Origin of the sequence: Bradyrhizobium sp. HKCCYLS3077 (assembly GCF_051167555.1) — a bacterium.
Lineage (GTDB): Bacteria > Pseudomonadota > Alphaproteobacteria > Rhizobiales > Xanthobacteraceae > Bradyrhizobium.
In genome coordinates, this window is record NZ_JBNPTH010000005.1 from 467,836 (window position 1) to 488,853 (window position 21,018).

A 21,018-nucleotide genomic window follows, 5' to 3' on the forward strand; every position below is an offset into this window, starting at 1 on the left:
GATGAGCGTGCCGCGCAACGTGTTGTGGTTCGAAGTGCTGCTCTACATCTCCTTGATGCTGGATGCGCTGTCGGTTGCCGTGTCGGACCGCACGCCCAGCCCCGAGATGACCGAGGCCATGCTCACGCAGCAGACGATCTTCAGCGGCGGCATGATCCTGCTGCTGCTCTATTTCGTCCACCTTGCCGCGCAACGCCGCAAGAACTGGCCGCGCTGGGTGTTGCTCGGCGCGCTGGTCCTGTCTGTCATCGGACTGATCCAGATCATCAATCGGACGGGCATGACGCTGGATGCCGGCATCGAGGTCATTTCCTGCGCGCTGACGACGATGGGCTTGTACTACTCGTTCACCGGCGACGCGCGCGGCTGGTTCAACGCGTGACGCATCGGCCGTAGTCGGCAACGAGCAGCGCGCCCGCGGGGCTGGCGCACAAGCCGCCAAGCCGCCAAGCCGTCATTGCCAGCCACCCGGTCCGCGCGAAGCGCGGCCGGATGACAGGCTCCGCAAAGCAATCCAGAGTCGGATACGCAGCCCTGGATTGCTTCGCTTCGCTCGCAATGACGGTGTTTGCGGCGGCAGTTCGCGCAGGCTACGTTGATTTTGAATGCGCGGCCGGCTTCAGGTTCAATCGCGTGTCAAATGAGTTGGGCGGTTCGTGAAATGGAATGGACCGATGACGGCATCGTGCTCGGCATCCGGCGCCACGGCGAATCGTCCGCCGTCGTCGAGCTGCTGACGCGCGAACATGGCCGGCATCTCGGTCTCGTGCGCGGCGCCAGCGGCAAGCGCATGCGTCCGGTCCTGCAGCCGGGCAACACGGTGCGCGCGATCTGGCGGGCGCGGCTCGACGAGCATCTCGGCATGTACGCGATCGACGGGCTCACGTTGCGGGCGGCCGAGCTGATGTCCGTCTCGCACGGCGCCTACGGCATCACCCATCTCGCCGCCCTGGCGCGGCTGCTGCCGGAGCGCGATCCGCATGAGGAGATGTATCTGAGGCTCGAGCACGCGCTCGATGATTTCGCCGACGCCGGCGGCGCGGCCGTGCACATCGTCCGCTTCGAGCTTGCGATCCTGACCGAGCTCGGCTTCGGGCTCGATCTCGAGTCCTGTGCGGCGACAGGAGAGACCACCGACCTCGTCTATGTCTCGCCGAAGTCGGGCGGCGCGGTGTCGCGCAGCGCCGGCGCGCCCTGGGCCGACCGGCTGCTGCCGCTACCGGCCTTCCTGCGTGACGATGACGAGGATCACGCGTGGTCCGACCAGGATCTGATCGACGGCTTTCGCCTGACTGGAATGTTCCTGCTGCGCCATGTGCTGGAGCCGCGCGGGCAGGGGCACTCGGACGCGCGCGAGGGATTCATCAACGCCATGAAGCGATCCCGTCCCGCTTTGCGCTGATGCGCGCCACGGTCCCGCCGGCAGCGCCCACGACGGAGCGTCGCTCGACTTGTCCTGAAGCCGATCCAGATACCGCCACGCTTGTGAGCTCGTTCACAGCCGCCTTCACATCGCTGACGTACAAGTGGGCGAACATGACGGTTGAGTATGAGCGTCGGATCATTTTCAAGTTGCGTTAGCCGCTGCTCGCGGTGAAGATCGTTGCCTGACCCGAGCAGCCTTTGAGCAACCCTCGGCGCGCTGCATTGCGACGGCAGGGACATTTTGATCATGAGCGATTTCGAGAACCGCGCGTTGAAGGACGGCTTCGCCTGCAAGCTCTGGCGCGGAGAGCGCATGACGATGATCGGCTTCGACGTGGCCGACCCGGAGCCCGACCTCGTCGGTTTCTCGATCGAGGTGAAGTCGCCGGGCGCGCGCGATTTTTCGCCGCTTCGCAACCGGATCGCCTTCTCCTATCCGCAAGGCGCGGATGCTGCGGTGAACGGCAACCGGAATTTTCCGTCGACCGAAGCACCATTCCAGAAATTCCGCTGGATTCACTTTCCCTACCGCCCGAAGGACGGGACGTACACTTACCGCGTCGCCAAGCAGCATATGCGAGACGACGGCTCGCTGGTGCAGGGGACCGGGCTCACGCTCGACATCGCGCAGAGCGCGGTGACCTATGATGGTCTCGTCGACATCGGCTTCACGCGCAATTTCGCGTCGTCGCAGGCCTATCGCGACGAGTTCGGCAACAATGCGGACATCATTCCGGCCGAGAGCCGCGACGGTCCGAAATTCAAGAAGCTCGATCTCACCAACAGCGCCGGAGAGAGCGTCTATGCCTGGCTGGGCTTCGAGGCCTATGACCTGCTGTTCGGCTTTCTGAAGGAGGCTCTGGCAGATCCAGGACTCACGCTCGACGTGATGGCCTATGATCTCAACGAACCTGACGTGATCGATCTGCTCGAACAGTTCGGCGATCGGCTGCGCGCGATCATCGACGATTCCAACGCCGCGGATAACCCCCACAAGGCGCCCGGCAGCGCGGAATCCCGCAGCGCCAAGCGCTTCCGGGACGCGGGCGCTGCGGTGGTCCGCACCCATTTCAGTTCGCTGCAGCACAACAAGGTGTTGATCACCCGGCGTGACGGCAAGCCTGAAAAAGTGCTGTGCGGCTCGACCAACTTCACGTTCCGCGGCCTCTACATCCAGGCCAACAACATGCTGGTGTTTCATTCGGCCGGCGTGGCCGAATTGTTCGGCCAGATGTTCGATCTGGCGTTCGAAGATGCCTCCGCGTTCCGGAAGGATGACTTCTCCAAGAAATGGCACGCGGTCCACTCGCCGGGCAAGCCGACCATCCAGCTCTGCTTCTCGCCGCATCAGGCCACCGACCTGTCGCTCAACCCGATCCGCGCGGCGATCGATCAGGCGACCTCGTCGGTGTTCTACTCGGTCGCATTCCTGAGCCAGATGGGGGATGGGCCGACCAAGGACGCGTTCGACCGGGTGATGGAACGGCCGATCTTCAGCTACGGCACGGTCGACAAGCGCGGCGCGCTGGAGTTGCGCAAGCCGGACGGCTCGATCGGCCTGGTCGATTTCTCCTATCTCGCGAGCAAGGCGCCGGAGCCGTTCCGGAGCGAATGGTCGGGCGGCAAGGGCCGCAACATCCATCACAAGTTCCTGGTCACCGATTTCAGCCTGCCCACCGCGAAGGTCTTCACCGGATCGAGCAACTTCTCGCCCAGCGGGGAGAAGGGCAATGGCGACCATCTCATCATGATCGAAGACCGCAAGGTCGCCACCGCCTATGCCATCGAGGCGGCGCGCGTGTTCGACCATCTGCAGTTTCGCAACCGCATGCGGGACGCCTTCAAGGGCAAGACCGAGAAGCAGCGCTCCGCGCCGGCACCGTCGGCCATCACGCTGCGCAAGCCGACGGCGCTGTCGGGCAAGCCGGCGTGGTTCGAGCGCTTCTATGTCGAGGGCTCGCAGGCCGAACGCGACCGGCTGCTGTTCTCAGCTTGAGGCCTGTTCTGGAGAGTGAGGGAGACGAGTGATGCCTTTGAAGGACTATTCGCTTCTGAAAGGGCGGCCCATCAACAACCGTCTCGCGACCGGCAGCAGCCCGCATTACCAGGTGCTGGTATCGGCCGATGGCGAGCTGTTCCGCATTGCCATCAACGTCCGCTCGCAGGACGGCAGCGAGGTCGAATTCCTGGTCCGCTCGCGTTTCGAGCATCCGATCGTCGAAGGCCTGAAGGGCGTCGCCGAAGGTTTCCATCCGTTGCAGAGCAAGCCTGGCGGCCTGGCGCTGGATTTCATCCGGGGCAATCTGATGCAGCCGTGGGAGCTGAAACCGCTGCCGCTGTCGGCGGCCGGTCCCGACAACGATCTCAACGAGAAGATCGATGCCTATGTCCAGCGTGCCATGTCGGACGAAAACGCCTTTGTCTACGCCTTCGGCGTTGCCTGGGGGCCGGAGAACAACAAGGCCGACCGGTATTTCGGCTTCAAGCCTGGCCGCGGCATCCACGACATCCATTTCAACCAGGGCAATCCGCCCGGCCGCTTCGCCAAGGACAATGGTCCTTGGCAGGATGGCGGGCTGATCTTTGAATTCCCCGACCAGCAGCAATGGGTCGCGATCTTCCTGAAATTCCAGACCCAGGCCTGGCATTCCGACGATACCAGCGGCGAGGTCATTCTGCCTGTTGATCCCGATCATCCCGACGCGCCGCATACCCCGCCGAACCGCGACCAGATTCCGCCGCTCGACGTGCCCGACGGGCTGGTGCGCATCATCGCGGCCTATGTCAACGACGTGCGCACGCCGGAGCATGAGACCGTGACCCTGCTCAACACCGCCGATGTCGACATCGCGCTCGACGGCTGGCAGATCAAGGACAAGCAGAAGAACACGATGCGGCTGACGGGCACGATCGCGCGCGGCGCCACCCTGGTGGTTCCGATCACCGCGCCGGTGGCGCTCTCCAACCGGGGCGGCATCATCACGCTGTTGAACGCCGATGGCGTCAAGGTGCACGGCGTGTCCTATACGCGCGAGCAGGCGGCCCAGCCGGGCCGCACCATTCCGTTCCAGTTCTGAGCCGCGCCTCGCCCCCGTGTCCTGCCCGACAGGACACGGGCAGCGCACTGGCGCGGCGCTTGGCCGGCGTGTACTCCTCTGATGCAGTTCGCCGCTGCGCGGGAGCTCAGTTGGGCTCCCCCTGTGCGGCGCCGATGCCGAGGAGAGCGTGATGGGACTTCTGGTCGACGGCCAATGGCACGACGTCTGGTACGACACGGCGGCCTCCGGCGGCCGCTTCGTGCGCAAGGATTCGGCGTTCCGCAGTTTCGTGACCGCGGACGGCAGTCCGGGTCCGACCGGTGCCGGCGGCTTCAAGGCGGAGCCTGGCCGTTATCATCTCTATGTCAGCCTCGCGTGTCCGTGGGCGCACCGCACCTTGATCATGCGCGCGCTGAAGGGGCTGGAGGACATGATCTCGCTCTCGGTCGTGCATTGGCTGATGCGCGAGCAGGGCTGGACCTTCGCGGACGGGCCGGGCGTCATTGCCGACTCGATCAACCACGCCCAGGTTCTGCACCAGGTCTACACGTCAGCCGATCCGCATTATTCGGGCCGCGTCACCGTGCCCGTGCTGTGGGACAAGCAGACGCGCACCATCGTCAACAACGAGTCCTCCGAGATCATCCGGATGCTGAACTCGGCTTTCGATGGGGTCGGGGCCAAGCCCGGCGACTACTATCCACACGCCCAGCGGGCCGAGATCGACGCCATCAATGCGCGCGTCTACGACACCCTCAACAACGGCGTCTACAAATGCGGCTTCGCCACCACGCAAGCCGCCTATGAGGAGGCGATCGGGCCGCTGTTCGCCACGCTCGACTGGCTGGAGGAGCGGCTGGCGACGCGCCGCTTCCTGCTCGGCAATGCCCTGACCGAGGCCGACATCCGGCTGTTCACCACCTTGATCCGCTTCGATGCCGTCTATGTCGGCCACTTCAAATGCAACATCCGCCGTATCGCCGACTATCCGCATCTCGCGGCCTATACGCGCGATCTCTACCAATGGCCGGGGATCGCGCCGACGGTCAATTTCCAGCACATCAAGGGGCACTATTACGAGAGCCACCGCACCATCAACCCGACCGGCATCGTTCCGGTCGGACCGTTGCTGGACTTCACCGCGCCGCATGACCGCGCGCGCCTCGCGTCGTCCTGAGCCGGCGATGACCGGCGAGCGTGCGCTCGACACGCTGCTGCGGACGATGTCGCCCGAGCTGCAGGACAACGTCTTCGTGTTCTGCACCGTCGCCGATGACGCCGACCTGTCCGCGCTGCTGCCGCCGCTGCTGCTGTTTCGCGAGCGCGAGGGCATCACGCTCGTGCTTCGCCGCGAGGATGCCGAGCGGGCAGGGCTGCCGCATCTGTTCGCGTCGCGCCTGATCACGTTGAATGTCCATTCCGCGCTCGATGCGGTCGGCTTTCTCGCCGCGATCACGGCGCGGCTCGCCCAGGCGGGCATCAGCGTCAACGCGGTATCCGCCTATCATCACGATCATCTGTTCGTGCCGGAGCAGCGGGCCGAGGAGGCGCTCGCTTGTCTGTCGGCGCTGTGCCGGGCCGCGCGCTCGGCGTGAGGCGGTAAAGCTTGGCTGACTGCTCGTCCGCGCCTGCGTCTACGCGCCCACGCGAGACCGGCGGCGAACGGGCGCCGCCGGCTTGCGGCGCGGAGCTGCGCGTTTGCCGCGTCGAAGCGGACTTGCGACAGCGCGTGACCGGTGCGGCGGGATCAAGATGCGCGCGGCCTGCGCGCGCACCAGGTCCATCAGCATCATCGCCGCCGGTGACAGGGTCCGGCCCTTCAGGCGCAGAATGCCGAACTGCGCCAGCAGCAGGTCCGATGCCCGCGGCTCTTTCAGCTCGGCGACGTCGAGCCGGACCAATTGACCGGAGGCGAGCTCCTGGGTGAGCACCGCATCCCCTGAGACCAGGATTACGTCGGAGCGGACGACCATTTGCACCAGCAGGCCCGCATTCTCGGATTCGAGCGCGACGTCGAAGCCGCGTTCCCCCGGCGCCGCGATCAGCTCATCCAGCCGCCGGCTGAATTCCGGGGGGAGCGAGACAGAGGCGAAGTGCTGGCCGGCGAGATCGCGGGCCTTGAGGTCTCGCCGGCCGGCCAGGGGATGCGTCGGGCGGCAGTAGAAATGCCCGGGCAGGCTGCCGAGGGGCTCGATCTCCAAACTGTCATCGGCGCGGATCTCAGTGGTGTGCGCCAGGAAGAAGTCGAGCTTCCCCTGGTGCAGCGCCTCCCTGAGGGCGCGCCAATTGTCCTGCACGACCGTGATGCGCACCGACGGATGGTCCGAATACAGCCGTGCCATGGCGTCCGGCAGCAGCGTCAGGCCCGTGAATGCGCCGACGCCGACCGTCAGCTCGCCGGCATCTCCCGAGCGTAACAGCCGCATCTCGCGACCGAGATCGTCGGCGCCCGACAGCAGCGCGCGGGCGCGCGCCACCAGCCGCTCGCCGACGGCGGTAATCTCCACCGAGCGCGAGCTGCGGTCGAACAGCCGCATTCCCGCGCTGTCCTCCAAGCTCTGCAGGCTGCGGCTCAGCGCGGATTGCGTGACGTGCGCGCGCTTGGCGGCGCGGGCGAAATGCCGCTCTTCCGCGAGGTAGACCAGCTGCTGCAACTGCCGCAAGGTCGGGGTGTGCATTGATGCACCGAGCTCATTGATCCCGCCATAACAATTCATTGGATTTCTGAGGCGGTCAACCCCACAATGAGAGAAACAAATTGCGGGGAACGCCGGGGCGAGGCCGATCAGCTCGCGCTCGAGTCATGCGTCTCCCACTAAGAGGCTTTTCATGCCCAACGGCGCGCAAGCTCTATTACGGACCCTGGTCAATTCCGGCATTCGGGTCTGCTTCACCAATCCCGGCACGTCTGAAATGCATTTCGTCGCGGCGCTGGATTCCGCGCCGGAGATGCGCGCCGTGCTGTGCCTGTTTGAAGGCGTCGCAACGGGGGCGGCCGACGGCTACGCCCGCATGACCGGCATGCCCGCGGCCACGTTGCTGCATCTCGGCTGCGGCCTCGGCAATGGCCTCGCCAATCTGCACAATGCGCGCAAGGGCAAGGTGCCCGTGGTCAACATCGTCGGCGATCACGCGACCTATCACGTGCCATACGACGCGCAGCTGCAATCGGACATCGAGACCGTGGCGCGCAACGTGTCGCCGGGCTTCGTCTGGACCTCCCAGGTGACGTCGGAGCTGTGCCGCGATGCGGTCGCGGCGGTGAAGGCGGCATGCTCCTGGCCGGGCCAGGTCGCGACCCTGATCCTTCCTGCGGACGTGTCCTGGGGCGAGGGCGGCGTGCCCGAGCCGGGGCCGGTGATCGAGCGCCCGCCAGCGGCCGATGACACGACCGTGCGCGCCGTCGCCGACACCATCAAGGCCGGGGGCCGCAGCGCTCTGCTGCTCGGCGGCACGGCGCTGCACGAGGAGTCGCTGGTGTGGGCCGCGCGTATTGCCGCGGCTTGCGACGTCAAGGTGTTCGCGGAGACCTTCCCGACGCGCATGGAGCGCGGCGCCGGCCTGCCGCATGTCGAGCGCATCGCCTATCTCGCCGAGATGGCGCAGGTGCAGCTCAAGGAGATCGATACGCTGATCCTGGTCGATGCCAAGGCGCCGGTGTCGTTCTTCGCCTATCCGGGCAAGCGCAGCTACCTGCCGCATGACGGCTGCAAGGTCGTGACCCTGTCGACGCCATCGCAGGCTGCCGATTGCAGTCTGGCCCGGCTCGCCAAGGCTCTCGGGGCCGACGGCGTCACACCGGCGGTGTCGGCGCCGTGGCGGCCGGGGCGACCGCGCGGCAAGAAGCTCACGGCGGAGAAGGTCTGCAAGGCCGTCGGTCATCTGTTGCCGGAAAACGCGATCATCGTCGATGAGGCGATCAGCTCCGGCCTGATGCTGCCGAAATTCACCGCCGGCGCGCCGCGGCATGATCTGATCACCTTGACCGGCGGCGCGATCGGGCAGGGGCTGCCGAATGCGATCGGCGCGGCGATCGCATGCCCGGACCGGCCCGTGATCGCGCTGATCGGCGACGGCAGCTCGATGTACACGATCCAGTCGCTGTGGACGATCGCGCGCGAGCGGCTCAACGTCACCGCCATCATCTTCAACAACGCCTCCTATTCCGTGCTGAATGTCGAGCTCGAGCGCGTCGGCGCCGAGGAGATCGGGCCGAAGGCGAAGGCGCAGCTCGACCTGCACGGTCCGGTGCTGAAGCTCGCGCAGATCGCCGACGGCATGGGCGTGCGCGCGACCCGCGTCAGCACGCCCGATGAATTCACCAGCGCGCTGAAGGGCGCGCTGGAACGGCCGGGCCCGCATCTGATCGAGGCCATGGTGCCGCCGGCGCTGAGCGGGCTCAAGCTGAAGCTGCTGCCGCATCTGTTGGGATCGCTCGACCGCATGCCGCTGCCGATGGCGCGCATGCTCAAGCGCAAGCTGGCGCCGTGAGATGAGCGCGATGCGGCAGGCCGATGTCGTCATCGCCGGCGGCGGTCTCGCCGGCATCGTCACCGCGCTGGAGGCGCTGCGCGCCGGCAAGTCGGTCGTGATCGTCGATCGCGACACGCCGGAGCGGTTCGGCGGGCTGGCGCTGTGGGCGTTCGGCGGCATGGCGCTGGTCGGCACACCGTTGCAGGCGCGGATGAAGATTCCGGACACGCCGGAGATCGCGCTGCGCGACTGGATCCGGTTCGGCGAGCTCGATGCGAGCGAGCACTGGCCGCTGCAATGGGCGCGCTACTACGTCGAGCATTCGCGCGGCGAGGTCTACGATTGGCTCTCCTCGCACGGCGTGACCTTCATGCCCGCCGTGAACTGGGTCGAGCGCGGCCTCAGCGGCGACGGCAATGCGCTGCCGCGCTATCACATCGTCTGGGGCACCTCGCAGCGCCTGACGCGCGTCATGATCGATGCGATGCGCGCGGCTGACAATGGCGGCAAGCTGACGGTGCTGCATCGTCACCGCGTCGTCAGCCTCGACATTGCCGCAGGCACGGTGTCGGGCGTCGTTGCGATCAACGAAGCGACCGGCGCCGAGATCCGCGTCGCCGCGCCGCTCACGGTGCTCGCGATGGGCGGCATCAATGGCAGCCACGCGGAGGCGCGGGCGAACTGGGTCAAGGGACGGCCGCTGCCTGCGACGATGCTCAACGGCGCGCATCCGTTCGCCGATGGCAGGCTGCATCACCATGCGGCCGAGACCGTCGGCGCCGAGATCACCCACGCCGGCGAGATGTGGAACTACGCCGCCGGCATCCCGCATCCGTTTCCGCATTTCGACGGCCATGGCCTGTCGCTGGTGCCGTGCAAATCAGCGCTCTGGCTCAACCATCGCGGCGAGCGCATCGGCCCGGCGCCGCTGGTCACCGGCTTCGACACCCATGATCTCTGCCAGCGCGTCGCGGCGCAGGAGGAGCCGTATACGTGGCATCTCCTGAACTGGCGTATCGCCGCCAAGGAGTTCGCGATATCAGGCGCTGAGCATAACTTACGCATCCGCGAGCGGCAGATGCCGATGTTCCTCAAGGAGACGCTGTTCGGAAATCATCGCCTGGTCCGGCAGATGCAGCGTGAGAGCCGGCACTTCCTGGTCGACGAGACGCTGGCAGGCCTCGCCGCGAAGATGAATGCACTGACCGGCACGGATGACGTCAAGCCGGAGGTGCTGCAGGCCACGGCCGATGCCTTCGACGCGAACTTTGCGAACGGCGACAAGCTTCACAACGACGATCAGATCCGCCGCATCCTTCACGCACGGCAATGGGGCCCCGACAAGCTCCGCACCTGCAAGCCGGCGCCGCTGCAGATGAGCGGGGCAGGGCCTTACATCGCGATCCACATGCAGCTCATCACCCGCAAGAGCCTCGGCGGCCTCAAGACCGATCTGCAGAGCAGGGTGCTCGACGCGGCCGGCGCGCCGATCAGCGGCCTCTACGCCGTCGGCGAAGCCGCCGGCTTCGGCGGCGGCGGCGCGTCGGGCAAGCGCTCGCTGGAAGGCACCTTCCTGCCGGGCTGCATCCTCACAGCGCGGGCCGCGGTGCGGGCCATGTGAGGAGCGCGGCGACACCGGGCGATGGCCCGAGCACAAATCCGTCGTCCGCTTGAGCCCACATCCCTCCGCACGTCATTCCGGGGCGCCCGCAGGGCGAGCCCGGAATCCATACCCACAGGCCGTCGTTGCTGGGCAAGATGGCCGTGGGCGTTTGTCTCGGTTCCTCGATTACAGTCGTGGTTATGGATTCCGGGCTCGCGCTACGCGCGCCCCGGAATGACGATGTGGGAACAGTGTGCTCCTCGCGCACGGCAGCACTGTTCAGGCCACACGAAAAGTTTGTGCCGACCCCTGTCGATCCGCCCCTCGCGCGTTCGTCTTCAAGGCATCAGCCAAGGAGACCGTCATGAAGATCTACTGGATCAAGGCCCAGGCCCCGCGCCGCGTGCTGGCGCTGGTCAAGCATCTCGGCGTGCCCGCCGAGTTCATCGATATCACCCGCGGCCTGAAGACGCCGGAGTTCGCCGCGCTCAATCCCAACATGAAGGCGCCGGTGCTGGTCGACGGCGACACCGTGCTGTGGGAGTCGACCGCGATCATGGCGCATCTGTGCATCCGCGAGAGCTGCGACATGTGGCCGATGCGCAATCCGCAGGAGCAGGTCGAGGTGCTGCGCTGGCTGGCGTGGACCGACAGCCATTGGAACCCGGCCGTCGCGCCGTTCTACTTCGAGCACATCGTGCGCAGGAATTTCGGTCTCGGCGCGCCGAACCGGGCGGCGCTGGTCGACAAGGTCGCGCCGCTGAAGACCTATGCGTCCGTGCTCGACGCGCATTTGCGCGCGCACAGCCACATCGCCTGCGATCGCCTCACCATCGCCGACTTCGCGGCGGCCTCGATGGCCGCGGATTGGCGCGAGGCGGAGATGCCGTTCGAGGCATTTCCGAACGTCGTGCGCTGGCTTGACAGCCTGATGCGGCTGCCGGCCTGGGCGGAGCCGTGGCCGGAGCAGCGCTCCGCGGCTGCGTGAGCGTCTACGGCTGCACCGTGCCGTGGCCGAGCTGCTTGGAGATCTCGGCCGCACAGGCGCGCAGCCGGTTCGCAAGCGGCGACTCCCAGCCGGCATCGAAGGTGCCGGCCGGGCCCATCGCGGTGATGACCAGCGCGACGTGGCCGGCGTGATCGAGCACCGGCGCGGCGAAGGCGTTGACGCCGGGCAGGGGATCGCCCACGGCGCGGGCGAGGCCCTGCGCCCGCACCTCGGCCAGCATCTCCGCCACCTTCGGACTCTTCGGCGCGCGCTTCGGATTGTAGCCGACACCAAGATGATCGAGGCCCGAGTCCAGCGCGGCCTTGATCGTCTTCGGCGGCAGGAACGCCGCAAACGCCCGTCCGGTCGCGGTCTCCAGCAGCGCCATGATCGAGCCGACGCGCATCACGATGTGCACGGCGTGGCTCGGCTCCTCCAGCCGCACCACGGTCGGGCCGTTGGTGCCCCAGACCGCGAGCGACACCGCGTGGTCGATCGCGCTCGCGAGCGCTGCGATCTTCGGCGTGGCGATCCGCACCGCCGACAGCCGCCGCAGGCTGATGAGGCCGAGCTCGAGCGCGAGCGGGCCGATCTCGTAGCGGCCGGTGGCCTCATCCTGCTCGATCAGGCCGATGCGCGAGAAGCTGACGAGATAGGGATGCGCCTTGGCCGGCGGCAAGCCTGCCTCGCGCGCGAGGTCGCGCAGCATCATCGGCTCGCCGCTGCGCGCCAGGGCCTGCAACAAGGTGCCGCCGACCTCGATCGACTGGATGCCGCGGCTCTCTCGTCCCATGCTGTGATGCGCCCCCTGGTTCGGCTGCTGCCTACACCGCCAGGAAGCCGCCGTCGACCGGCAAGGTCACGCCGTTGACGTAGGACGCCATGTCGGAGACCAGGAACGCCACGGGGCCTGCGAGCTCCTCCGGCTGGCCGACGCGGCCGAGCGGGGTGCGGCTCATGAAGCCGGCGAGCCGCTCCGGATCGTTGCGGGTCGATTCCGTCATCGCGGTGGCGATCACGCCGGGCGCGATCGCATTGACGCGGATGCCGTCGGCGGCGAGCTCGCGCGCCAGCGCCTGGGTCAGCGACTTCACGCCGCCCTTGGACGGCGAATAGCCGAGCGTGTTGCTGATGCCGATGAAGGAGGCGACGGAGGCGATGTTGACGATCGTGCCGCGCGTCTCGCGCAGAGCGGCGAGAAACGCGTAGGTGACGTTGAACACGCCGTTGAGATTGACGTCGAGCACGCGCTGCCAGTTCTCGGCGGCGCGGGGCGAGTCGATATTCTCGCGAATGATGATGCCGGCATTGTTGACGAGGATGGAGATCGCGCCGACCTCGGCGCGCAGCTGCGCCGCCAGCGCCTTGCAGCCGGCGGCGTCGGTGACATCGAGCCGATGCGCCCACGCCTTGCGGCCGTGAGCGCGGATCTCGGCCGCGCAGCGCTCGGCACCCTCCAGGTCGATGTCGGTAATGACGACATCGGCGCCGCGGCCCGCGAGCCCGAGCGCAATCGCGCGGCCATTGCCGTGTGCCGCGCCGGTGACCAGCGCGAGCTTCCCGGCCAACATCTGCTGATCGCTCATGCGGCGCTCCTGTGCTTGGCGCGTTCGGCAAGATGCCGGCCGGCAATGTAGCCGAAGGTCAGCGCCGGTCCCAGCGTGATGCCGGCGCCGGGATAATTGCCGCCCATGATGCTCGCCATGTCGTTGCCGGCGGCATACAGTCCCTCGATCGGCTGGCCCTGCGCATCGAGCGCGCGGGCGTGCTCGTCGGTGCGGATGCCGGCGTAGGTGCCGAGATCGCCGATCACCATCTTGATGGCGTAGAACGGCCCGTCCTTGATCGGCGCCACACACGGGTTCGGCCCATGCAGCGCATCGCCTTGATAGCGGTTATAGGCGCGCGAGCCCTTGCCGAACGTCGGATCCTGGCCGAGCGCTGCGTCGGCGTTGAACGCGGCGACGGTTGCTTCCAGCGACATCGCGTCGATGCCGGTCACGCGTGCGAGCTCCGTGAGCGTTGCGCCGCGCTTGAGATACCCGCTGCTGAGATGATGTCCGAGCGGCATCGGGAAGGGCGGCACGCAGCCGAGGCCGTAGCGCCGCAAGCTGCGATGATCGGTGATCAGGAAAGCCGCGATCTCGCGGCCAGGCTTCGCGGCCTTGACCATCGCCTGCACGAAATCATGGTAGGAATTGCCCTCATTGGCGAAGCGCACGCCGTCCGCGGTCACCGCGATCACGCCCGGCTTGGCGCGGTCGATGAAGTGCGGCATCACGCCCTTGCTGCCGTCCTTGCGGGTGGTGACGGAGACCGGCACCCAGGCCGCCGCATGCGGCAGCCCATCCTCGACCCGGCCGCCGACGGCTTCCGCGAGCCGCAAGCCGTCGCCGGTGTTGCCGGTGGGGCCGGGCGAAAAATGCTCATGGCCGCTCGGCGCATGCGGAAACATCGCCTTGCGTCTCTCGACATCATGCGGGAAGCCGCCGCAGGCCAGCACCACGCCGAGCCGCGCATTGACCCGCACGCGCTTGCCCCGCCTCGTGACGACAGCGCCGCGCACGGCCTCGTCGTCGCGGATCAGCTCGGCCACCGGCGACGACAGCCACAGGGGAATGCCGAGATCGAACGCCGACTTCGCCAGCCGTCCCGCCAGCGCGTTGCCATTGGTGAGCGTCATGCCGCGGCCATGGCGCAGCACGTCACGAGCATGCTTCGACAGCCGCTTGGCGACGTAGAACGCCGACGCCAGCGACTTGGTCGCGCGCATGAAATGAATGATCTCCTTGCCGGAGCCGAGCATCATGCCGAACACGGTGAGCTCGGGCAGGGGCTGTCCGAGATCCTTGATATGGTCGCCAAGCTCGCGCCCGTCGAACGGCCGCGTCACCATCGAACGGCCGCCCTGCGTGCCGCCCGGCGCCTCGGCGTGATAGTCCGGGAAGGTCAGCGGCATGTCGAACTTCAGCGCGGTCTTGCTGGTGAAGAAGTCTACCGCCTCCGGCCCCTTGGTCAGGAACGCATCCACGCGCGCCGCATCGTAGCTGTTGCCGGCCTCGTGACGCAGATAGGTGCGCGCCAGCTCCGGCGGCTCGTCGATGCCCCAGGCCTTGGCCAGCGACGTGCCGGGAATCCACAGCCAGCCGCCGGACCGCGCGGTGGTGCCGCCGAAGCGCGGCTCCTTCTCGGTGACGACGACCTTCAAGCCGGCATGGGCGGCGGTGACCGCCGCCGACAGCCCGGCGCAGCCGGAGCCGACCACCAGCACGTCGCACTCATAGGTCTCGCCGTTGTTGGGACCAGCTCCGCTCATGCGCGTGCTCCTACTTCTTCAACAGCGGGCACTTGGATTCGGAGACCGGCCGGAACGCATCTTCGCCCTTCACGGTCTTGACGATCTCCAGATAGTCCCACGGCTCCTTCGATTCCGACGGTGTCTTGACGCGGGCGAGATACATGTCGCGGATCACGCGGCCGTCCTCGCGCAAGCGACCGCCGTGAACGAACGTATCCTCGATCGGCAGCTCGCGCATCTTGGCCATGACGGCCTTCGGATCATCGGTGCCGGCGGCCTTGATCGCTTTCAGATAATGCAGCACCGAGCCGTAGACGCCGGTCTGGATCATCGTCGGCATCACCTTGGTGCGCGCGTAGAATTTCTTCGACCAGGCGCGGGTGGCCTCGTCCATGTTCCAGTACGATGCCGTCGTCATGTAGGTGCCCTGCGCGGCCTCGAGCCCGATCGCATGCACGTCGGTGTCGAACATCAACAGGCCGACCAGCTTCTGGCCGCCCTTGACCAGGCCGAACTCGCCGGACTGCTTGATCGCGTTGTCAGTGTCCTGGCCGGCATTGGCGAAGGCGACGACGTCGGCCTTCGAGCTCTGCGCCTGCAGCGCGAAGGAGGAGAAGTCCGCGGTGTTGGTCGGATGCTTGACGCCGCCGAGGATGGTGCCGCCGAGCTCCTTGATGAAGCGGGCAGCGTCCTTCTCCAACTGCTGGCCGAACGCATAGTCCGCCGTGATGAAGTACCAGGACTTGCCGCCCTGGCTGATCACGGCCGAGGTCGTCACCTTGGAGAGCGCGTAGGTGTCGTAGGTGAAATGCACCGTGTTCGGGCTGCACAGCTCGTCGGTCAGCGAGCTCGCGCCGGGGCCGGACAGCAGCGCGATCTTGTTGCGCTCGCGCACCATGTTGTGCACGGCGATCGCGATGCCGGAATTGGGGATGTCGACGACCGCGTCGACCTTGCCGTTGTCGAACCAGTCGCGCACGATGGTGGTGCCGACGTCGGTCTTCATCTGATGGTCGGCGCTGATGATCTCGATCGGCTTGCCGAGCACGGTCGGCCCGAACTCCTCCACCGCCATTTTCGCCGCTTCCACCGAGCCCGGCCCGCTGTTGTCGCGGCCCCAGCTCGAGAGGTCGGTCAGCACGCCGATGCGCACGACGTCGTCCGACACCTGGGCCGAGGCGCTGGTCGCGATGAATGATGTGGTTGCCAGAAACGCGCAGGCGAGAAATTGCCGTCGCATGAAGTCCTCCCCGGTTCGTCCGCTCTGTTGGCGGTGATGCCGTGAAGTTAGGCAATGGCGAATAGATTTGTCAATGACGAATGTCTTGCTGCCGCGTCGCTTTGTGGATGTTGCGAGGCGCGCTCCTCTTCCGCAACGGTGCCGCTATCCGCGCTGTCATTCCGGGGCAATCGACAACGCGCGTTCGCGCGTTGACGATTGAACCCGGAATCCCGAGATGATGGACGCAAAACAATCTCGGGATTCCGGGTTCAAGGCCTACGGCCTTGCCCCGGAATGACGGGGTGGGGCTGATCTTCCTTCACGTCCGGTCGATTTGAACGCCCGGCCTACATGCGCGGCATGAGCTGCAGTTCGAGCAGGGCGAGCCGCTGCATCACCGTCGGATCCCGCTCGCCGGTCTTGGCGGTTCGCAGCACCGATTCGGCGAGCAAGGTGACATGCGTCGAATTCACAGGCTCGGGCAGGGCGGCGACCGCGCCGTCGAGTGCCTGGGTCATCAGCGCGATCACGTCGGGCGAAAAGGCGGCGTCTGAAAAGTCCTTCATGGCAAGCTGTCCGCAGCAAGGGCTTCGGCTGATGATCGACGACGCGATACGCTGCGATGCTCGACGAATGACACGATCAGTAACGCGCCGCGGCGCGGGCGGGTTCCCGGCTGGTAGTGCTTCGGATATGCAGAATCAGGCATCTCCCATGCGCAAACTGCCCGTCGAGCCAATCCGTCGCAGGCGCTTCGGCTTGTGTCGTCGGGCAAATCAGGCCGATCTTTCCCCGCATCCCGCCTCACTCGGAGGGGCGTTGCGCGCGATCGTCACGACACGCGAGGCGGGGAGCGGTGGCCTGTCGGCTCGCAGCGTGCCTTGTGTGCGTGGACGAACGAGTCCGGCAGGACGATGAAATCGCAGCGTCCTGGCGCCCCGATGCTGGCGTCAAGTCGGCGATGGATGCCCTCAGGCATCGCGCTGACGACGGTGGCTAACAAGCCCGGACACCGGGGAGACTGCGTATAACTCGGAAGCCCATCGCGCAGGGAAGGCCGGGTCGTCCGGCTGACCCGTGGTACCTGCCGCCTGCACTCTTTCTCGCAGGCGGGCCACGGACCTCAGTCGAGGTCCGGCCTTCCCTGCGCCCTCTGTTTGGAGAGGGTGATCTAATTGGATAGCTCGGGCGTGAATTGCGTCGCGAGAGCGCGGAGACGCGTCTGATGATGAGTTGTAAGTCGCTCCGGTCTCAGTCGTCATCGCCCGCGCAGGCGGGCGATCCAGTACGCCGCGGCCCATCGGCTCAATCATGAGCGCTGGTGATTACTGGGTCGCCCGGTCAAGCCGGGCGACGACACCGAGGGGGAAGCTACCCCTTGATGAACGCCAGCAGGTCCGCGTTGATCACGTCGGCATGCGTCGTGGCCATGCCGTGCGGGAAGCCCGGATAGGTCTTGAGCGTCCCATGCTTCAGCAGCTTGATGCCGATGCGCGCGGCGTCGTCGATCGGGACGATCTGGTCGTCCTCGCCGTGCATCAGCAGCACCGGCACGTCGATCGCCTTGAGATCCTCGGTGAAGTCGGTCTCCGAGAACGCCTTGATGCAGTCGTAGTGCGCCTTGGCGCCGCCCATCATGCCCTGGCGCCACCAGTTGCGGATCACGCCTTCGGAGATCTTGGCGCCGTCGCGGTTGAAGCCGTAGAACGGGCCGGTCGGGATATCCAGGAAGAACTGCGCGCGGTTGGCGGCGAGCGCCGCGCGGAAGCCGTCGAACACCTCCATCGGCAGGCCGCCGGGGTTGTTAGCGGTCTTCAGCATGATCGGCGGCACCGCGCCGAGCAGCGCGGCCTTGGCGACGCGGCCCTTGCCGTGCTTGGCCACATAGCGCGCGACCTCGCCGCCACCGGTGGAGTGACCGACATGGACGGCATCCTTGAGGTCCAGCTTGGCGGTGAGCGCCGCGACGTCGGCCGCGTAGGTGTCCATCTCGTTGCCGTTCTCGGTCTGGCTCGAGCGGCCATGGCCACGACGGTCATGCGCGATGACGCGAAAACCCTTTTCGAGGAAGAACAGCATCTGCGCGTCCCAGTCGTCGGACGACAGCGGCCAGCCGTGATGGAAGACGATGGGCTGCCCCGAGCCCCAATCCTTGTAGTAGATCTGCGTGCCGTCCGATGTCGTCACGAATCCTGAGCTCATGGGTCTGCCTTTCTGATGGGGAATCGGGGGACGCTCCACGCCCGGGCACGAGCCCTGCGAGGAGGCGTGGCGGCACCTTAGCGAGGGCGAGTGACGTTCTCAGCAATACTGAGGTATGTGCGACACTGTCGCGCCGTAGGGGGATCGGTGCCGGCTGCTCCATTCATGAGCTAACCGCCGCCGTCGTGCGGGAGGAGCGAAGCTGCTCGATTTCTGCACGTCCCCTGGTGTTCCGTGGCGGGTCCCGGTCCTTCGCCCGCCGGAACCCTGCGACCCCATCGTTGCACCGCGGCCCGCGATCGCATAAAGCGTGTTCCCAAATCGTTCACGTTGGCTCAAGTCTTTGGGCTAACCCTCTGAAAGCTCGACGCTAATGGGAAAATCACTGATTCCGCCGGAGCCGGCGGAGATTCACGAGGTCGCGTTGCGCGAGGCGCTGGAAGAGCGCTATCTTGCCTATGCGCTCTCGACCATCATGCACCGCGCGCTACCCGACGCCCGCGACGGCCTCAAGCCGGTGCACCGGCGCATCCTTTACGGCATGCGGCTGCTGCGGCTCGATCCCGGCACCGCGTTCAAGAAGTCGGCCAAGATCGTCGGCGACGTGATGGGCTCGTTCCATCCGCATGGCGACCAGGCGATCTACGATGCGATGGTGCGCCTCGCGCAGGATTTCTCCTCGCGCTATCCGCTGGTCGACGGCCAGGGCAATTTCGGCAATATCGACGGCGATAACCCGGCCGCCTACCGCTACACCGAAGCGCGCATGACCGACGTCGCGCGGCTGCTGCTCGAGGGGATCGATGAGGACGGCGTCGAGTTCCGGCCGAACTATGACGGCCAGTCGAAGGAGCCGGTGGTGCTGCCCGGCGGCTTCCCGAACCTGCTCGCCAACGGCGCGCAGGGCATCGCGGTGGGCATGGCGACCTCGATCCCGCCGCACAATGCCGCCGAATTGTGCGACGCCGCGCTGCATCTGATCGAGAAGCCGGATGCGAAGTCGCGCGCGCTGCTGCGCTGGGTGAAGGGCCCGGACTTCCCGACCGGCGGCACCGTGATCGACTCCAAGGAGTCGATCATCGAGGCCTACACCACCGGTCGCGGCTCGTTCCGCGTCCGCGCCAAGTGGAAGCAGGAAGAGGGCAATCGCGGCACCTGGATCGTCGTCATCACCGAGATCCCGTATCTCGTGCAGAAGTCGCGCCTGGTCGAGAAGATTGCCGAGCTGCTCAACGAGAAGAAGCTGCCGCTGGTCGGCGACGTCCGCGATGAATCGGCAGAAGACGTGCGGCTCGTGATCGAGCCGAAGTCGAAGAACGTCGATCCCGCGCTGATGATGGAATCGCTGTTCCGGCTCACGGACCTCGAGAGCAAGATTCCGCTGAACCTCAACGTGCTGATCAAGGGCAAGATTCCGAAGGTGGTCGGCCTCGCCGAGTGCCTGCGCGAATGGCTCGACCATCTGCGCGACGTGCTGCTGCGGCGCTCGAACTATCGCAAGAAGCAGATCGAGAACCGGCTGGAGATTCTCGGCGGCTATCTGATCGCCTATCTCAACATCGACGAGGTGATCCGGATCATCCGCACCGAGGACGAGCCGAAGCCGGTGTTGATGAAGACCTTCAAGCTGACCGAGGTGCAGGCCGAGGCGATCCTCAACATGCGCCTGCGCTCTCTGCGCAAGCTCGAGGAAATGGAGATCCGCACCGAGGACAAGAACCTGCGCGGCGAGCTGAAGGGCATCAACGAGCTGCTCGGCTCCGAGCAGCTGCAGTGGGCCAAGGTCGGCGAGCAGGTCAAGACCGTGCGCGACATGTTCGGGCCGAAGACGCCGCTGGGCAAGCGCCGCACCAATTTCGCCGATGCGCCCGAGCACGATCTCGCCGCCATCGAGGAGGCCTTCATCGAGCGCGAGCCGGTCACGGTGGTCGTCTCGGAGAAGGGCTGGGTGCGTACGCTGAAGGGGCACGTCGCCGATCTGTCGAACCTGCAGTTCAAGACCGACGACCAGCTCGGCCAATGGTTCTTTGCCGAGAACACCTCGAAGGTGCTGCTGTTCGCGACCAACGGCAAGTTCTACTCGCTCGATGTCGGCAAGCTGCCGGGCGGCCGCGGCCATGGCGAGCCGATCCGCATGTTCATCGACCTCGACCAGGACGCCTCGATCGTCTCGATGTTCGTCACCAAGGGCGAGCGCAAGTTCCTGGTCGCGGCCTCCGACGGCCAGGGTTTTGTGGTCAAGGAAGAGGACTGCGTCAGCAACACCCGCAAGGGCAAGCAGGTGCTGAACGTGACGGCGCCGGCGGAAGCACGCGCGATCTGCACGGTCACCGGCGATCAGGTTGCGGTCATCGGTACCAACCACAAGATGGTGGTGTTCGGTCTCGACCAGGTGCCCGAGATGGCGCGCGGCCGCGGCGTCCGCCTGCAGAAATACACCAGCGCGCAGCTGTCCGACGTCACGACCTTCGAGCAGAAGCAGGGCCTCGCCTGGAAGGACTCTGCCGGCCGCGACCAGGGCCTGAGCTGGAAGGACCTCGCCGACTACCGCGGCAACCGCGCCGACGCCGGCCGCATCGCGCAGGGCCTGCCGAAGTCGAACAAGTTCAACCGGCCGATCGAGTGAGGCGGGCAGAGTGACGATCGAACGCCTCTTCGGTCTGCCACTCACCGCGACGACAAAAAAGGTCGTCGTCCCGTGCAAGTCCCGCGCGCGGAGCGCGTGGGGCGCCGACCCGGGACCCATAACCACAGGACGCGGGATGGGGC

The 21,018-nt window shown here is 66.4% G+C and carries 17 protein-coding genes; 10 read left to right on the top strand and 7 right to left on the bottom strand.

Annotation, left to right across the window (positions count from 1 at the left end; translation table 11 throughout):
• The first annotated feature begins 1 nt into the window (after position 1).
• The 6 genes from ACQR0Z_RS22535 (at position 2) to ACQR0Z_RS22560 (ending at position 6,058) form a co-directional block, all read left to right on the top strand.
• Positions 2 to 382, top strand: a complete 381-nt coding sequence (locus ACQR0Z_RS22535) for a hypothetical protein (RefSeq protein ID WP_434862117.1) — start codon at positions 2 to 4, stop codon at positions 380 to 382.
• Between the two features lie 279 nt (positions 383 to 661).
• Positions 662 to 1,402, top strand: coding sequence for a DNA repair protein RecO (gene recO / locus ACQR0Z_RS22540; protein WP_434862118.1), 741 nt, complete (start codon positions 662 to 664; stop codon positions 1,400 to 1,402).
• 270 nt (positions 1,403 to 1,672) lie between these two features.
• Complete coding sequence (locus ACQR0Z_RS22545; RefSeq protein ID WP_434878615.1) at positions 1,673 to 3,421, top strand: phospholipase D-like domain-containing protein; 1,749 nt, start codon at positions 1,673 to 1,675, stop codon at positions 3,419 to 3,421.
• A 31-nt stretch (positions 3,422 to 3,452) separates the two neighbouring features.
• Positions 3,453 to 4,502, top strand: a complete 1,050-nt coding sequence (locus ACQR0Z_RS22550; protein WP_434862120.1) for a DUF2278 family protein — start codon at positions 3,453 to 3,455, stop codon at positions 4,500 to 4,502.
• A 151-nt stretch (positions 4,503 to 4,653) separates the two neighbouring features.
• Entirely contained in the window at positions 4,654 to 5,640 is a 987-nt protein-coding gene (locus ACQR0Z_RS22555) for a glutathione S-transferase family protein (RefSeq protein ID WP_434920080.1), read from the top strand.
• A 7-nt stretch (positions 5,641 to 5,647) separates the two neighbouring features.
• On the top strand, positions 5,648 to 6,058 hold the full coding sequence (locus ACQR0Z_RS22560) for an ACT domain-containing protein (RefSeq protein WP_434920081.1): 411 nt from the start codon (positions 5,648 to 5,650) through the stop codon (positions 6,056 to 6,058).
• Between the two features lie 39 nt (positions 6,059 to 6,097).
• Here the strand turns inward: ACQR0Z_RS22560 and ACQR0Z_RS22565 are convergent, their stop codons facing one another.
• Positions 6,098 to 7,141, bottom strand: coding sequence for a LysR family transcriptional regulator (locus tag ACQR0Z_RS22565; RefSeq protein ID WP_434862123.1), 1,044 nt, complete (start codon positions 7,139 to 7,141; stop codon positions 6,098 to 6,100).
• 151 nt (positions 7,142 to 7,292) lie between these two features.
• Here ACQR0Z_RS22565 and ACQR0Z_RS22570 point away from each other — a divergent pair, with 151 nt between their 5' ends.
• The 3 genes from ACQR0Z_RS22570 to ACQR0Z_RS22580 all read left to right on the top strand — a co-directional run bounded on the left by ACQR0Z_RS22570 (position 7,293) and on the right by ACQR0Z_RS22580 (position 11,527).
• On the top strand, positions 7,293 to 8,954 hold the full coding sequence (locus tag ACQR0Z_RS22570) for an acetolactate synthase large subunit (protein ID WP_434862124.1): 1,662 nt from the start codon (positions 7,293 to 7,295) through the stop codon (positions 8,952 to 8,954).
• 1 nt (position 8,955) lies between these two features.
• On the top strand, positions 8,956 to 10,557 hold the full coding sequence (locus ACQR0Z_RS22575) for an FAD-binding protein (RefSeq protein ID WP_434920082.1): 1,602 nt from the start codon (positions 8,956 to 8,958) through the stop codon (positions 10,555 to 10,557).
• A 346-nt stretch (positions 10,558 to 10,903) separates the two neighbouring features.
• A complete protein-coding gene (locus ACQR0Z_RS22580; RefSeq protein WP_434920083.1) occupies positions 10,904 to 11,527 on the top strand; it encodes a glutathione S-transferase family protein in 624 nt (207 codons plus the stop codon).
• Positions 11,528 to 11,531: 4 nt separating this feature from the next.
• Here ACQR0Z_RS22580 and ACQR0Z_RS22585 read toward each other — a convergent pair whose 3' ends face one another.
• The 6 genes from ACQR0Z_RS22585 to ACQR0Z_RS22610 all read right to left on the bottom strand — a co-directional run bounded on the left by ACQR0Z_RS22585 (position 11,532) and on the right by ACQR0Z_RS22610 (position 18,249).
• Positions 11,532 to 12,320: an IclR family transcriptional regulator gene (locus tag ACQR0Z_RS22585; RefSeq protein ID WP_434920084.1), complete on the bottom strand. Its 789-nt coding sequence runs from the start codon at positions 12,318 to 12,320 to the stop codon at positions 11,532 to 11,534.
• A 31-nt stretch (positions 12,321 to 12,351) separates the two neighbouring features.
• Positions 12,352 to 13,113 carry an SDR family NAD(P)-dependent oxidoreductase gene (locus tag ACQR0Z_RS22590; RefSeq protein WP_434920085.1) on the bottom strand — a complete coding sequence of 254 codons (762 nt, stop codon included), beginning with the start codon at positions 13,111 to 13,113 and terminating at the stop codon, positions 12,352 to 12,354.
• A complete protein-coding gene (locus ACQR0Z_RS22595) occupies positions 13,110 to 14,843 on the bottom strand; it encodes an FAD-dependent oxidoreductase (RefSeq protein ID WP_434920086.1) in 1,734 nt (577 codons plus the stop codon). Before ACQR0Z_RS22595 ends, ACQR0Z_RS22590 begins: the two co-directional genes overlap by 4 nt.
• Positions 14,844 to 14,853: 10 nt before the next feature.
• A complete protein-coding gene (locus tag ACQR0Z_RS22600; RefSeq protein ID WP_434920087.1) occupies positions 14,854 to 16,065 on the bottom strand; it encodes an ABC transporter substrate-binding protein in 1,212 nt (403 codons plus the stop codon).
• A gap of 329 nt (positions 16,066 to 16,394) precedes the next feature.
• Positions 16,395 to 16,613 carry a hypothetical protein gene (locus ACQR0Z_RS22605; protein WP_434920088.1) on the bottom strand — a complete coding sequence of 73 codons (219 nt, stop codon included), beginning with the start codon at positions 16,611 to 16,613 and terminating at the stop codon, positions 16,395 to 16,397.
• Between the two features lie 805 nt (positions 16,614 to 17,418).
• Positions 17,419 to 18,249: an alpha/beta fold hydrolase gene (locus ACQR0Z_RS22610; RefSeq protein ID WP_434920089.1), complete on the bottom strand. Its 831-nt coding sequence runs from the start codon at positions 18,247 to 18,249 to the stop codon at positions 17,419 to 17,421.
• A 373-nt stretch (positions 18,250 to 18,622) separates the two neighbouring features.
• Between ACQR0Z_RS22610 and parC the strand changes: the two genes are divergently transcribed.
• Positions 18,623 to 20,875 carry a DNA topoisomerase IV subunit A gene (gene parC, locus ACQR0Z_RS22615; RefSeq protein WP_434862133.1) on the top strand — a complete coding sequence of 751 codons (2,253 nt, stop codon included), beginning with the start codon at positions 18,623 to 18,625 and terminating at the stop codon, positions 20,873 to 20,875.
• Positions 20,876 to 21,018 lie beyond the last annotated feature (143 nt).